The organism is Vibrio sp. Isolate34, from assembly GCF_022397915.1.
Lineage (GTDB): Bacteria > Pseudomonadota > Gammaproteobacteria > Enterobacterales > Vibrionaceae > Vibrio.
The window spans coordinates 1-14,024 of record NZ_JAKEUO010000008.1 but is presented as its reverse complement, the minus strand read 5'-3'; the positions used below and the strand labels follow the sequence as shown (position 1 = coordinate 14,024).

The window sequence follows — 14,024 nt, the reverse complement described above, 5'->3', positions numbered from 1 at the left end:
GTTGTTTGAACTGAGTGTTTTAAATACAAAAATGGCCACATAAAGTGACCATTTTTGATTTAGATTGGAATCTACTTACCAAGCTTTTCGGCAATTTCCGTTAGGCTTGTTGGGTCGTCAATGGTTGAAGGCACCACGTATTGTTCACCTTCGGCTATCTGTCGGATAGTTCTGCGTAAGATCTTGCCAGAACGCGTCTTAGGAAGCCTCTCGACCACTAAGGCTTGCTTAAAACATGCGACAGCACCAATCTCATTTCGAACCTTACCCACCAGCTCAGCTTGAAGGTCTTCGCCATCCACTTTCACGCCATCTTTCAGAACAACTAACCCAAGAGGAAGCTGACCTTTTAATTCATCGTGAATACCAACCACGGCACATTCAGCGATGGCAGGGTGACCACCAACAATCTCTTCCATTTCACCAGTAGACAAACGATGCCCTGCGACATTTATCACGTCATCAATGCGTCCCATGATAAATAGGTAACCCTCTTCATCGAGATAACCACCATCGCCCGAGACATAATAACCTGGGAATTGACTTAAATAACCCGATTCGAACCTATCATGGTTGCGCCATACCGTCGGTAAACAGCCAGGTGGAAGCGGTCTTTTAAGTGCGACGAAGCCTTGTTGGTTAGCTTGTGCAGGCTCACCCAACTCATTGAGGATCTCCACTTGATAACCCGGCACAGGTTTAGTTGAAGAGCCCGCTTTCACCGGTAAAGACTCTAGCCCTGTCGGATTAGCTGAGATAGCCCAACCCGTCTCGGTCTGCCACCAATGGTCGATAACTGGTTTGCTCGTATGAGATTCAACCCAATCCAATGTTGGCGGGTCTAAACGCTCGCCGGCCATGAAGATCGACTTGAGTGATGACAAGTCATACTTGATGAGCAACTCACCTTCTGGGTCTTCCTTTTTTATCGCTCTGAATGCCGTTGGCGCCGAGAATAGAACATCGACTTTGTATTCTTCACACACTCGCCAGAATGCGCCCGGATCAGGCGTTCGCACTGGTTTACCTTCAAACAGAATCGTCGTACAACCATGAATCAAAGGTGCATAGACAATATAGGAATGCCCAACGACCCAACCCACATCGGAAGCCGCCCAAAATACACCGTCTTGCGGCATATCGTAGATGGTACTCATCGAGTATTTCATCGCGACCGCATGGCCGCCATTATCGCGGACCACGCCTTTGGGTTTGCCTGTCGTGCCCGAGGTGTAGAGAATATATAACGGATCAGTTGCTAAAACAGGTACACACTCATGAGGCTCAGCGCTAGCAACGGCTTGTTGCCAATGCAAATCACGCTCATTGTTTAACTCAGCAAGGCATTGCTCTCTTTGGAAAACTACAACTTTCTCTGGCTTCCAGCGGCTATCCATGATTGCGCGGTCAACCATCGGCTTATACGGTAGAACCTTGTTGATTTCGATGCCACATGAGGCGGTGATCAATACTTTAGGTTCAGCATCTTCAATTCGAACCGCAAGCTCGTGCGGAGCAAATCCACCGAACACCACAGAGTGCACCGCACCTAACCGAGCACAGGCTAACATTGCCATAGCCGCTTCAGGAATCATTGGCATGTAGATGACTACACGATCGCCTTTGGTGACGCCCTGTTCCGCCAACATACCAGCGGTTTTAGCCACTTGTTCGCGAAGCTCATTGTAAGTGTAAGTCAACTTAATGCCCGTAACTGGCGAGTCGTATATCAGCGCGACCTTATCACCACGGCCATTTTCGCAATGATAATCCAAAGCCAACCAGCAAGTATTCATCACGCCATCAGGGAACCAGCGTTCAATACCGTTATCGTCCGTTTGTAATATCGTTTTTGGAGACTCAAACCAATCAATCGCTTGTGATTGTGTTTCCCAAAATGAGTTTGGGTCTTCCCTCGCCCATTGATACTCGGTGATGTAATCCGTTTTTCTAGTCATTCGATTTGTAGCAGACATAGTGCCTCCTCCATGATTTATCCATTTTCCAAGCGGCTAGCCTTTAGCAGTAGCACTTGGTTGCACTCTTTTCTCAGCGTTGTTTTCGGAACCTTTAACCGTTCACGACAATCGCTTTACTTGGGAAAAGGCACACGAATGGCACCTTCCATGATCACTCGGGCACTACGACTCATAATCGCCCTCTCGATTTTCCATCCACTTTCTGTCTCTAGCGCTTTAGCTCCGACCTTTAGCGTTCCTGATGGGTGCCCAAAGGTCACAAAGTCACGAGAGCCYCCCCCCGCCGCTAAATTCACTAGCGTACCCGGAACACTCGCCGCTGAAGCAATGGCAACCGCAGCTGTGCCCATCATGGCGTGATGCAGCTGCCCCATAGACAGAGCGCGTACCAGCAGGTCAGTATCATCCGTAGCAACTGACTTGCCACTTGAAGCTTGGTACGCTTGAGGCTTGGCCACAAAGGCAACCTTTGGGGTGTGCTGGCGTGATTCAGCTTGTTCTAACGAATCAATAAGTCCCATCGCGACTGCGCCATGTGCTCGGATAGACTCAAACAATGCCAAGGCGTTTGGATCACTATTGATATCTGATTGAAGCTCAGTGCCTTGATATCCGACCGATTCAGCATCAACAAAAATGGTCGGTATCCCAGCATTGATGTAAGTCGCTTTGATGCAACCTAACTCCGGGACATCTAAGAAATCGACCACATTTCCCGTCGGAAACATCGACCCACTCCCATCTGCCGGGTCTAGAAAATCGACCTGAATTTCAGCGGCGGGGAAAGTCACACCATCGAGTTCGAAATCGCCCAACTCTTGAACTTCACCGTCCACGATAGGCACATGAACAATAATGGTTTTCTCGATATTGACTTGCCATACTCGCACTTCGAACACACCGTTTTCAGGAATACGGCTTGAATCAACTAATCCAGTATGAATGGCGAACGGACCAATCGCCGCAGACAAATTACCGCAGTTACCACTCCAATCGACAAATGGCTTGTCTATTGCCACTTGACCAAAGAGGTAGTCAACATCGTGATCGGTTTTATCACTCTTCGACACAATGACGGTTTTACTGGTGCTGGACGTCGCGCCTCCCATACCATCAATTTGCTTACCATAAGGATCTGGGCTGCCAATCACACGCAGAAGAAACTCGTCTCTCGCAGGCCCCGCAACTTGCGCCGCTTCGGGTAAGTCATTCAAGAAGAAGAAAACACCTTTGCTGGTTCCTCCACGCATATAAGTTGCTGGGACTTTTATCTGTTTAATGTTCATCACAGGCTCCTATTGCGCGAGAAAGTCTTTGGCAAAGCGTTGTAATACGCCACCAGCGCTGTACACACTTACTTCGTCTGCCGTATCCAATCTACAGATCACTGGCACATCAAGCTTTTCACCGCTTTTACGAGTGATGACCAACGCCAAATCAGAACCCGCTTCAATGTCGCCGTAAACGTCGTAAAGCTCAGTGCCGTCCAGTTCTAAAGTATGTCGATCCGTTCCCACTTTGAATTGCAGGGGTAATACGCCCATACCGACTAAGTTGGTTCTGTGGATTCGCTCAAACCCTTCTGCAACGATGACTTCAACACCCGCTAAGCGAACTCCTTTGGCCGCCCAATCGCGTGATGAACCTTGTCCGTAGTCTGCGCCAGCAACGACAATCAAAGGTTGCTTGCGATTCATGTAGGTTTCTATTGCTTCCCACATACGAGTGACCTGACCTTCGGGTTCTACTCGTGCCAATGAACCTTGCACAATTTCTCCAGCGTCCTTCACCATTTCATTAAACAGCTTCGGGTTGGCGAACGTCGCTCGTTGCGCGGTTAAATGATCGCCTCGATGGGTCGCGTAAGAGTTAAAGTCCTCTTCCGGCACTTCCATTTTCGCCAAGTACTCACCTGCCGCACTCGAAGCGAGAATCGCATTTGAAGGTGATAGATGATCCGTGGTGATGTTGTCACCAAGAATCGCTAACGGTCTCATACCTGAAAGGCTTCGTTCTCCCGCAAGAGCTCCTTCCCAATAAGGTGGTCTGCGAATATAAGTACTTTGAGGTCGCCAGTCATAAAGCGGCTCGCTGCTTAGCTGCTCATCATCTGGCTGGAACATTTTCACGTAAATTTGTTGGAACTGCTGTGGTTTAACATGCTCACCGACAACCGCATCAATCTCCACGTCGCTTGGCCACAAATCACTTAGGTAAATTGGCTTACCGTTGTTGTCTGTACCTAAACTGTCTTTCTCGATATCAAAGCGAATCGTACCCGCCAACGCATAAGCAACCACCAATGGCGGTGAGGCTAGAAAGGCTTGTTTTGCATAAGGGTGGATTCGACCATCAAAGTTTCGATTGCCCGATAACACAGCGGTGGAATAGAGGTCGCGATCAATGATCTCTTGTTGGATTTCAGGATCCAACGACCCGCTCATACCGTTACAAGTCGTACATGCATAGCCGACAATGCCGAAACCCAACTGTTCCAGTTCAGGAAGTAAACCTGCTGACTCTAAATAGAGCTTGGCAACCTTAGACCCCGGAGCAAATGACGTTTTAACCCAAGGCTTACGAACCAAACCAAGTTGATTGGCTTTTTTAGCTACTAGCCCTGCCGCCACTACGTTTCTTGGGTTACTGGTATTGGTACATGAGGTAATCGCTGCGATAATCACCGCACCATCTGGCATTTGGTCATCACTATATTGCTCAGCATGTTGCTCTTTCCAAGCAGCTTGGCTGATACCTTGCTGTGCAAGTTCACTGGTTGGTAAGCGGCGATGAGGGTTCGAAGGTCCTGCGAGGTTTCGCTCAACTTTCGACAAATCAAACTCAAGCACACGCTCATATTGAGCCGAATCGAGATCATCCGCCCACAGTCCTGTTTGCTTAGCGTAAAGTTCGACTAACTCAACCTGCTCCGGATCACGACCTGTCAATTTAAGGTATTGAATGGTCTGCTCATCAATGTAGAACATGCCTGCCGTGGCACCGTATTCAGGCGTCATGTTTGAGATAGTCGCACGGTCACCAATAGTCAATGCACGCGCGCCTTCACCGAAGAATTCTAAGTAGCTTGAAACCACCCTTTCACTACGAAGAAACTCAGTAATTGCGAGCACAATATCAGTCGCCGTAATGCCTTCTTGTCGCTGACCGGTTAGTTTAACGCCCACGATGTCTGGCAAGCGCATCATCGACGGACGACCTAGCATTACCGTCTCGGCTTCCAAACCACCGACACCAATCGCAATAACGCCCAGCGCATCAACGTGAGGAGTGTGACTATCGGTACCAACACAGGTATCTGGGAACGCTATACCTTGTTTAGATTGAATAACCGGAGACATCTTTTCCAGGTTAATCTGGTGCATAATTCCGTTACCCGCAGGAATCACACTGACGTTTTTAAACGCCGTTTTACACCATTCAATGAAATGAAAACGGTCTTCGTTTCGACGCTCTTCAATTGCACGGTTCTTATCAAACGCTTCATTATCAAACCCAGCATGTTCCACAGCTAAGGAGTGATCAACAATCAGTTGAGTTTCGACTACTGGGTTTACTTTGGCTGGGTCCCCACCTTGGTCAGCAATCGCATCTCGTAAGCCCGCTAAATCAACTAAAGCAGTTTGACCCAGAATGTCATGACACACGACACGTGCTGGATACCAAGGAAAATCTAAGTCGCTCTTACGTTCGATGATTTGTTTCAAGCTATCTTCAAGAGCAGCTGGATCACAGCGTCTTACCAATTGCTCTGCCAATACTCTCGACGTATACGGCAAGGTTTTATAGCTGCCCGGAGATATCGCGTCTACCGCTTCACGGGCATCGAAATATTCTAAGCCAGTTCCCGGAAGAACCTTTCTGTATTGGCTATTTTCAACGCCTATATTTTGTTCAACGCTCTGGTTTTTCTCTATTTTCACATCAGACATACATCCACCATTATCTAAAATTCTATTCATTGGCTCTCAAGGACAGCTCGATATATGAGTCGCCTTGAAACAAAAGGATTAACGTAAATGTATAGGTAGCCAGTCTTGATGCTCTGGCCCGGTGTAGTCTGCACTTGGACGAATGATGCGATTATTTTCTCTTTGCTCGAACACATGCGCCGTCCAACCGGTAAGGCGACTCATCACAAAGATAGGCGTAAATAGTTTGGTTGGGATATCCATGAAGTGATAGGCAGAAGCATGGAAGAAATCCGCATTACAGAACAGGCCTTTCTCACGCTTCATAACCGCTTCTACACGTTCAGATACCGCGTAAAGCTGCTCGTCTCCCACTTCTTGTGCTAACTCTTTTGACCAACGTTTAATTAGTGCGTTGCGTGGGTCACTCTCTCGATAAATGGCATGACCGAAGCCCATGATTTTGTCTTTGTTCGCAAGCATCTTCATGATGTTCGCTTCAGCTTCATCGGCAGTTGTCCAATCTTGGATCATTTCCATTGCCGCTTCATTCGCACCGCCATGGAGAGGGCCTCTTAATGTGCCAATTGCTGCTGTTACACACGAATGGATATCCGACAGTGTTGATGCACAAACACGAGCCGCAAAGGTAGAGGCATTAAACTCATGCTCTGCGTAAAGCGTTAGCGAACAGTGCATCACCTTCTTATGCAGCTCACTCGGCGATTTGTCCGTTAGCATCTTCAGGAAGTAACCTCCCAAACATGCTTCGCTTTGGTCTTGTGTATCAATGCGAACGCCATCGTGACTGAAGCGATACCAATAGCAGATAATGGCAGGGAAAAGCGCAAGCATACGTTCTGTTGCCGATAGTTGCTCAGAGAAGTCAGATTCTTGCTCTAAGTTACCCAACATTGAACAACCTGTTCTCATCACATCCATAGGATGAGCGTCGGCAGGAATAAGCTCTAAAGCGGCTTTCAAGGGTTGAGGCAAGCCACGTAAGCCAACCAACAATGTTTTGTAATCGTCTAGTTCTTTTTCGCTTGGTAAATGGCCTCTTAGTAGCAGGTGCGCCACTTCTTCAAATTGAGCATGATTCGCAAGGTCGGTAATATCATAGCCACGGTAAGTTAAACCTGTTCCTGATTTTCCTACGGTACACAGCGCTGTGGTTCCAGCACTCTGGCCACGCAGACCAGCACCGCCAATCGCTGGTGTACTTGCTGGTTTTGCGCTTTCTTGTTGGTTTACTGTTGAAGCATTATCGACAGTTGCTTTATCACTCAAAGATACAGACATGATGAACTCCTTCTCTGGGTTAGCCGCCCTGCACTCTTTGGTGCTGACTATTTGTATTCGATGACCACGACTATCTCACTCGATTTCACGGACCCGATGTGGCTGACTAACCATTCACGTTATTGGATTAAGTTGATGTTTTAATATTTGAAACTGGTTTTATTCTTCACTCGAAAACAATTGATCAAGCTTGTTCTCGTAGTCGTGGTAATTCAGGTGTTCATAGAGCTCTTTACGAGTTTGCATTGAATCCAACAGTGCTTCCTGATTGCCTTCAACTAACAAGTGTTTGTAAACATTCTCTGCCGCTTTGTTCATTGCGCGGAATGCACTGAGTGGATAAAGCACCATGTCGACATGAGATTGCGCCAGCTCTTTGCAGTTGTAGAGCGGTGTTTGTCCAAACTCGGTAATGTTAGCCAAGATAGGCACATGCTTACCGGTTGCTGATTTCAGTGCCGCCGAGAACTTCACGTACTGATCGAGTTGATTCATCGCTTCAGGGAAAATCATGTCCGCCCCCGCTTCGACACAGGCAATCGCACGTTCAATCGCACTGTCTATGCCTTCTACGGCCAGAGCATCGGTACGAGCCATAATCACAAAGCTCTCATCGATTCTTGCATCGGTTGCCGCTTTTACTCGATCGACCATTTCCTGCTGACTAACAATCGCTTTGTTTGGTCGATGACCACATCGCTTCTGAGCCACTTGGTCTTCCATATGAATGGCAGCAGCGCCCGCTTTTTCCATTGCTCGAATGGTTCGTGCAATATTAAATGCGCCGCCAAATCCTGTATCGATATCCACCAGCAAAGGTAAATCACACGCGTTGGTAATGCGTTCCACATCCACCAACACATCGTTCAATGTGGTGATACCTAAATCAGGTAAACCATATGACGCATTGGCGATACCTCCGCCAGACAAGTAGATAGCTTGGTGACCCAAGTTCTTTGCCATCATCGCGCAGTACGGATTCACCGTGCCGACGATCTGCAGTGGATCGTTGTCTTGTACAGCTTTTCGGAACTTTGCTCCCGCTGATAACTTCATAATGACGCTCCCTGTTAATTGTTTATTTGTAAGCCTGTTAATCCATATCTTTGGATTGAATGTGTTGTTCGATAAGCAGTCGACTACCGGAGATATGTCGTCGCATCAGCATTTCTGCCAGCTCTTCATCACGGTTACGAATTGCTTGTAGGATATATTTATGTTCATCAAGCGCCTCTTTTGGTCGAGACTGCGCTCTAGGCGATTGGTAGCGATACATGCGTAATAAGTGATAAAGCTCATCACACAATAGAGAAATGAGTTTGCTGTTGCGGCTGGCTTTAATGATTCGATAATGGAAATCGAAATCGCCGTGTTGATGGAAATAGGAGGAGCCCTCTACTTCATCTATATGCTGAGAGTGTGTCGACAATAATCCTTCAAGGCCGATAAGTTCTTCTTGTGTGATGTGTATTGCTGCGAGTCGCGCAGCCATGCCTTCCAATGCCTCTCGCACCGCGTAAAGCTCAAGCAGTTTGTCTGCTGAGAATGTAATAACTCGCGCCCCGACATGAGGAATACGCTCAATAAGCCCTAGCCCTTCAACCCGCATGATCGCTTCACGTAAAGGACCACGACTGACCTCAAAGCGTTTAGCCAACTCAGGCTCCGAGATCTTGCTGCCCGGCGCTAACTCGCCGTTGACTATTGCTTCAACCAAATACTCCGTCAGGTTTTCTGACTTGGTGTTTTCTTTATCGTTCACACGAGTTTTCGTATTTGTACTTAAGGTGAGATCTTTTATCGCAGTATTCATATTCACTCTGCTCACTACTCATTGTTGACCTCAAACTGTCAACAATTTAACAACATGAACATAAAATACACGATTAAATTGTCGACAATCAAGTTAATTGTCGACAATTTAGACTAAGGTAGTATTTTCCTTAATCAGCTTAAATACGAACAAACCAAGCGCAAAATCAAACTAAATCGTTGTTAATTAATAAATTTAATAAAACTACACCTCACTAAACCTTTATTTACCTTGAAGCTGGTCAAAGCAATGTGTCGACAACTAACCAAGTTAAGTTGCCAAACACCGCTTCACCTATATTTGTCAGTGAGTTCAACGATAAACGTTATGTCTCTCAACGAATAAAGGCATTAGCTCACCTTGCCGTGAACTTTATGAACTTTATTCACCCAATGTTCTTTATTCTCAATATCGCCGCATTAAAGACAATTCGTTAACACACCGTTAACTTTAACTTCATCTGCTAAGCAATACCCTACTCGTGTGTTTAGCAGCTGAATATAAAACATAAGTTTCTCTCCATTGAAGAGATCCCCTACATAAGGAACGTGAACCATGTTCAAGGCACTGAAACCTACTCTTGCGGCTTCTATCATCACAGCAACCTTTTCTTTTAACACTTTTGCTGCTGACGTAGAGAAAATCCACTTCCTAATCCCTGGCGGCGCTGGTGGCGGTTGGGATATGACAGCTCGTGGTACTGGTGATGTACTGGTGAAATCAGACATCGTAGAAAATGTCTCTTTCCAAAACCTATCGGGTGGTGGCGGCGGTAAAGCCATTGCACACCTAATTGAAACGGCTCAACGCCAAGAAGACACACTGATGGTGAACTCAACACCTATCGTTGTGCGCTCTCTAACGGGTATTTTCCCACAGTCTTTTCGTGACCTAACACCTGTTGCTGCAACCATTGCCGATTACGGCGCAATCGTTGCTTCTGCTGATTCTAAATACAACACGTGGGAAGACGTGGTAAAAGAATTCGAAACAAACCCTCGTAAAGTAAAAATTGCTGGCGGTTCAGCTCGTGGCAGCATGGACCACCTTGTAGTTGCTGCGGCGTTCAAGGGCGAAGGTTTTGATGCGAAAAAGGTTCGCTACATTGCTTACGATGCGGGCGGTAAAGCGATGGCTGCGTTGCTTTCTGGCGAAACCCAACTGCTTTCAACTGGCCTTGGTGAAGTACTAGAGATGTCTAAGTCTGGACAGGTAAAAGTACTGGCTGTAACGGCACCAAAACGTCTTGAGGCAGCGCCAGACATTCCAACACTAACTGAATACGGCAATGAAACTGTATTTGCTAACTGGCGTGGATTCTTCGCGGCGCCAAATACTAGCCAAGCGAAAATCGATGAGTGGAATGAAGCTCTAGGAAAAATGTACAAAACCGATGAGTGGCAAGTAGTTCGTGACCGTAACGGTTGGATCGATAACTACAAAGCGGACAAAGATTTCTACGCCTTCCTAGAAGACCAAGAAAAACAGATGGGCGACCTAATGCGTGAGCTTGGTTTCTTGAAATAACCAACAACGATAGAGGGTCTTTGTGCCCTCTTACTCTTTCCTTGTTTCGCCGTACATGAGTTAACTTCAAACTCCTTTGTTTATTCGTAGACGTATTACTCACGCTTGCTGATTCGTTGTAAATGCAAGTGGCTTGCTAAGTTCAAGCATCGTAATTCGCTTACCTTCGGTTAGTGATCCCAGACATTTCATTGACTCGCTCATGTACGGTTTTTTACTTTTCTACACCACCCAAATGGAGTTGGATATGTCGGACTTACCAACCAAATTTTTCAGTAAGGAATCTTTGCTTTCAGGCGATCGCCTCGGAGCTTTGATCTTTATGCTGGCGTGCTTGTGCTACGGCTACCAAACCACCCTGATTCCGCTGTTTCCCGGTGATGAATATGAACCCTTTACCGCGCGAACACTGCCTACCCTGCTGACTTTCATCGGTATCGGGCTGTCGCTGATCCTGCTTGTGACTGGTCAGCCAGACAAAAAGCTCAAGTGTGAAACCGCACCTTTAAACTGGAAGCTACTTATTGGTTTCTTAGTACTGATGGCATTTTATGGCGTTGGATTGACATATCTTGGCTTCGTTCTAGCAACAAGCTTCTTCCTATTGGCGGGCTTCTACCTACTGGGTGAGCGCCGTAAATCTATTTTATTTGGCGCGTCGTTTCCTTTCGTTATCGCGTTCTTTCTTCTTTTAACTCAAGGCTTAGACATCTACCTAGAGCCTGGTTTAATCTTCACTCTTTGGTAGGGATAACATTATGTTAGACGGAATTTTACAAGGACTTTCTACCGCTGTGATGCCAATGAACATCATGATGGTAATCGTGGGCTGTTTTGTAGGTACCTTCATCGGGATGCTCCCGGGACTAGGTCCAATCTCAGCCATTGCTCTGATGATCCCTATCACTTACGGCCTAGACCCATCATCAGGCCTAATCTTAATGGCTGGCGTTTACTACGGCGCGGTATTTGGTGGCTCAACGTCATCAATCCTAATCAACGCTCCGGGCTGTTCTTCTACTGTGGTAACAGCGTTCGACGGCTACCCAATGGCACAAAAAGGCCAAGCAGGTAAAGCACTAGCCCTTGCTGCTTACTCTTCTTTTACTGGTGGTACGCTTTCAGCAATCATGCTTTTGATCGCTGCACCCGCTCTAGCAAGCGTGTCACTGAGCTTCCAGTCTTCTGACTACTTTGCACTGATGCTATTAGGTTTATCAGCTGTAGCGGCGTTTGCAGGCCCAGGACAGGTTATCAAAGCATGGATGATGACTATCTTAGGCTTGATGCTTTCAACGGTAGGTATCGACAAAGGTGTTGGTGTTGAGCGTTTCACATTCGGCCTAACGGATCTGATGGATGGCTTCAGCTTCCTATTGTTGGCGATGGCAACGTTCGCGCTTGGTGAAACTCTAATGGGTATTCTTAAACCTGAGCAAGACAACAGCGCTGAAGAAAGCAAAAAGATGTCTGACATCGGTAGCATGAAAGTGACCAAAGAAGAGATTAAAGAGGTTGCTCCGGTTTCGATTCGTTCTTCGATTCTTGGCTTCTTTACTGGCGTACTTCCGGGTGCTGGCGCAACCATCGCTGCTTTCTTAAGTTACGGCATGGAGCGTAGCCTTGCACCGAAAGACAAACAGAAAGAGTTTGGTAAAGGCAGTATTCGTGGTCTTGTTGCTCCAGAATCTGCAAACAACGCCGCATCAAGTGGTTCATTCGTTCCGCTACTGACGCTGGGTATTCCGGGTTCTGGCACAACGGCTATCATGCTGGGTGCATTGATCGCTTACGGCATCCAACCGGGTCCTCGCCTGTTCGTTGAGCACCCAGATGTATTCTGGTCGGTGATTATCTCGATGTACTTTGGCAACATCGTACTGGTTATCTTGAATCTACCGCTTATTCCTTACATCTCTAAGTTGCTGGCAGTACCAAGAACAGTATTACTGCCAATGATCATCTTCTTCTCTATCACAGGCGTTTACTTAGTGTCATTCAACACAATGGACGTATTTGTGATGCTACTAGTGGCGATGGCAGCGATAGCATTAAGGCTTGCCAACTTCCCACTCGCCCCGTTATTGCTTGGCTTTATCTTAGGTGGCTTGATGGAAGAAAACTTAAGACGAGCACTGATGATCAGCGATGGAGAGCTTAGTTTCTTGTGGGAACGCCCTATCACCATGACGTTCACTATCTTGGCTGTATTGGTTCTTTCTAGCCCAATTCTGGTCAAGCTATTCAAGAGCTTTAGAGCAAAACCAGTTGAAGTTTAGACTCAGATAAAGCAAGCGAACATCACTTACTTTAAACTAAACAAAAGGAGCCTCAGGCTCCTTTTTTCGTACCTGCTCTCAAGAATGAACACAACTCTAAGATGGTAGCGAACTCACAATCCGACTCCTGAAAAACACATATCCCTGATATTAATAACAAAATCAAGTAAGGTAACCAGTCATTTAACGCATTGGATTCTAAAACTATGGATTGGTTGATTCTATTCTTGTCAGGCGTAATTGGCGGCGTGCTTAACTCAATTGCCGGAGGAGGCAGCTTCATCACCTTCCCCGCTCTATTGTTTGCTGGCGTGCCTCCTATCGCAGCCAACGCGACCAATACCTTTGCATCCTGTGCAGGCTACATCAGTGGTGCTTACGCACTGCGTCATGAGATCCAATCGGGTACCAAACAACTTAAACTGACCATTGCTCTATGTGTGATTGGCGGTGGTATTGGTGCTTTCTTACTGCTTCACACGCCAGAGGCACTGTTTACTCAATCTGTACCTTGGTTATTACTGTTCGCTGCCCTACTTTTCACCTTTGGTGGAACATTAAATAAATGGCTGAAACAAGCGACAGCAAAACACAAACACGCCACCAGCGCTGGCGCCTTCTTTTCAGCTTTATTGCTATTGATCGTGTGTATCTATGGCGGATATTTTAATGCGGGATTAGGTATCGTCACATTGAGCTATTTGGCTCTGGCGGGTTACACCAATATCAACGTGATGAATGGGATTAAGCTGCTTGTTTCCGCTTGTGCATCACTCGCGGCAATCGTGTTTTTTATCGTAAATGGCTCGATTGATTGGCCTTCCGGCATGGCCGTTTTGATGGGGACCTTGGTTGGTGGCTATTACTCGGCAAAAATCTCTCGCCGAATCCCACAACAATATGTTCGTAACACAGTGATCATCGCGAGTTTCTTAATCACGGCTTACTTTTTTTAGGTTCATCGCGGATTAGCGGGAACTAAAAACAAAAACGGTAGTAAGTGATATGGTTTAGTCGCCAAACAAAAATCATACACAAACTACCGTTTTCATGCCGAATCATACTTTCCTATCGTCATTCTGGGAAGGCTTTAAAATAGTAAAGTCTCACCAGACAGCATCACTTATTACACTAACTCTTAAACCGAACTCTGAGGCTAAATGCTTTTGCGGTCTTGAAGCCGAGGCTATCCATG

10 protein-coding genes are annotated in these 14,024 nt (G+C 46.6%); 4 read left to right on the top strand and 6 right to left on the bottom strand.

The window, feature by feature from the left end; all coding sequences use genetic code 11:
- Positions 1–71: 71 nt before the first annotated feature.
- The 6 genes from L1D22_RS10515 to L1D22_RS10490 form a co-directional block, all read right to left on the bottom strand.
- Positions 72–1,976 carry a propionyl-CoA synthetase gene (locus L1D22_RS10515; RefSeq protein WP_239829727.1) on the bottom strand — a complete coding sequence of 635 codons (1,905 nt, stop codon included), beginning with the start codon at positions 1,974–1,976 and terminating at the stop codon, positions 72–74.
- A 116-nt stretch (positions 1,977–2,092) separates the two neighbouring features.
- Positions 2,093–3,265: a 2-methylaconitate cis-trans isomerase PrpF gene (gene prpF / locus L1D22_RS10510; protein WP_239829726.1), complete on the bottom strand. Its 1,173-nt coding sequence runs from the start codon at positions 3,263–3,265 to the stop codon at positions 2,093–2,095.
- A 9-nt stretch (positions 3,266–3,274) separates the two neighbouring features.
- Positions 3,275–5,929 carry a Fe/S-dependent 2-methylisocitrate dehydratase AcnD gene (gene acnD / locus L1D22_RS10505; protein ID WP_239829725.1) on the bottom strand — a complete coding sequence of 885 codons (2,655 nt, stop codon included), beginning with the start codon at positions 5,927–5,929 and terminating at the stop codon, positions 3,275–3,277.
- Positions 5,930–6,007: 78 nt separating this feature from the next.
- Positions 6,008–7,210 carry a 2-methylcitrate synthase gene (gene prpC, locus L1D22_RS10500; protein WP_239829724.1) on the bottom strand — a complete coding sequence of 401 codons (1,203 nt, stop codon included), beginning with the start codon at positions 7,208–7,210 and terminating at the stop codon, positions 6,008–6,010.
- Positions 7,211–7,369: 159 nt separating this feature from the next.
- Positions 7,370–8,266 (bottom strand): methylisocitrate lyase, encoded by an 897-nt coding sequence (prpB, locus tag L1D22_RS10495; RefSeq protein ID WP_239829723.1) that lies wholly within the window; start codon positions 8,264–8,266, stop codon positions 7,370–7,372.
- Positions 8,267–8,303: 37 nt separating this feature from the next.
- Positions 8,304–9,023 carry a GntR family transcriptional regulator gene (locus L1D22_RS10490; RefSeq protein WP_239829722.1) on the bottom strand — a complete coding sequence of 240 codons (720 nt, stop codon included), beginning with the start codon at positions 9,021–9,023 and terminating at the stop codon, positions 8,304–8,306.
- A gap of 555 nt (positions 9,024–9,578) precedes the next feature.
- On the opposite strand from L1D22_RS10490, the gene L1D22_RS10485 reads away from it, so the two are divergent.
- From L1D22_RS10485 to L1D22_RS10470, 4 genes are all read left to right on the top strand, one after another.
- Complete coding sequence (locus L1D22_RS10485; protein WP_239829721.1) at positions 9,579–10,550, top strand: tripartite tricarboxylate transporter substrate binding protein; 972 nt, start codon at positions 9,579–9,581, stop codon at positions 10,548–10,550.
- A gap of 247 nt (positions 10,551–10,797) precedes the next feature.
- Positions 10,798–11,298 carry a tripartite tricarboxylate transporter TctB family protein gene (locus tag L1D22_RS10480; RefSeq protein ID WP_176681947.1) on the top strand — a complete coding sequence of 167 codons (501 nt, stop codon included), beginning with the start codon at positions 10,798–10,800 and terminating at the stop codon, positions 11,296–11,298.
- A 10-nt stretch (positions 11,299–11,308) separates the two neighbouring features.
- A complete protein-coding gene (locus tag L1D22_RS10475; protein ID WP_050650611.1) occupies positions 11,309–12,829 on the top strand; it encodes a tripartite tricarboxylate transporter permease in 1,521 nt (506 codons plus the stop codon).
- A 206-nt stretch (positions 12,830–13,035) separates the two neighbouring features.
- Positions 13,036–13,785 carry a sulfite exporter TauE/SafE family protein gene (locus L1D22_RS10470; protein WP_239829720.1) on the top strand — a complete coding sequence of 250 codons (750 nt, stop codon included), beginning with the start codon at positions 13,036–13,038 and terminating at the stop codon, positions 13,783–13,785.
- The last annotated feature ends 239 nt before the right edge of the window (positions 13,786–14,024 follow it).

Coding starts and splice junctions, on each gene's coding strand:
- L1D22_RS10515 (WP_239829727.1), bottom strand. CDS start 1,976: ATGTCTGCTACAAATCGAATGACTAGAAAAACGGATTACATCACCGAG.
- acnD (WP_239829725.1), bottom strand. CDS start 5,929: ATGTCTGATGTGAAAATAGAGAAAAACCAGAGCGTTGAACAAAATATA.
- prpC (WP_239829724.1), bottom strand. CDS start 7,210: ATGTCTGTATCTTTGAGTGATAAAGCAACTGTCGATAATGCTTCAACA.
- prpB (WP_239829723.1), bottom strand. CDS start 8,266: ATGAAGTTATCAGCGGGAGCAAAGTTCCGAAAAGCTGTACAAGACAAC.
- L1D22_RS10490 (WP_239829722.1), bottom strand. CDS start 9,023: ATGAATACTGCGATAAAAGATCTCACCTTAAGTACAAATACGAAAACT.
- L1D22_RS10485 (WP_239829721.1), top strand. CDS start 9,579: ATGTTCAAGGCACTGAAACCTACTCTTGCGGCTTCTATCATCACAGCA.
- L1D22_RS10480 (WP_176681947.1), top strand. CDS start 10,798: ATGTCGGACTTACCAACCAAATTTTTCAGTAAGGAATCTTTGCTTTCA.
- L1D22_RS10475 (WP_050650611.1), top strand. CDS start 11,309: ATGTTAGACGGAATTTTACAAGGACTTTCTACCGCTGTGATGCCAATG.
- L1D22_RS10470 (WP_239829720.1), top strand. CDS start 13,036: ATGGATTGGTTGATTCTATTCTTGTCAGGCGTAATTGGCGGCGTGCTT.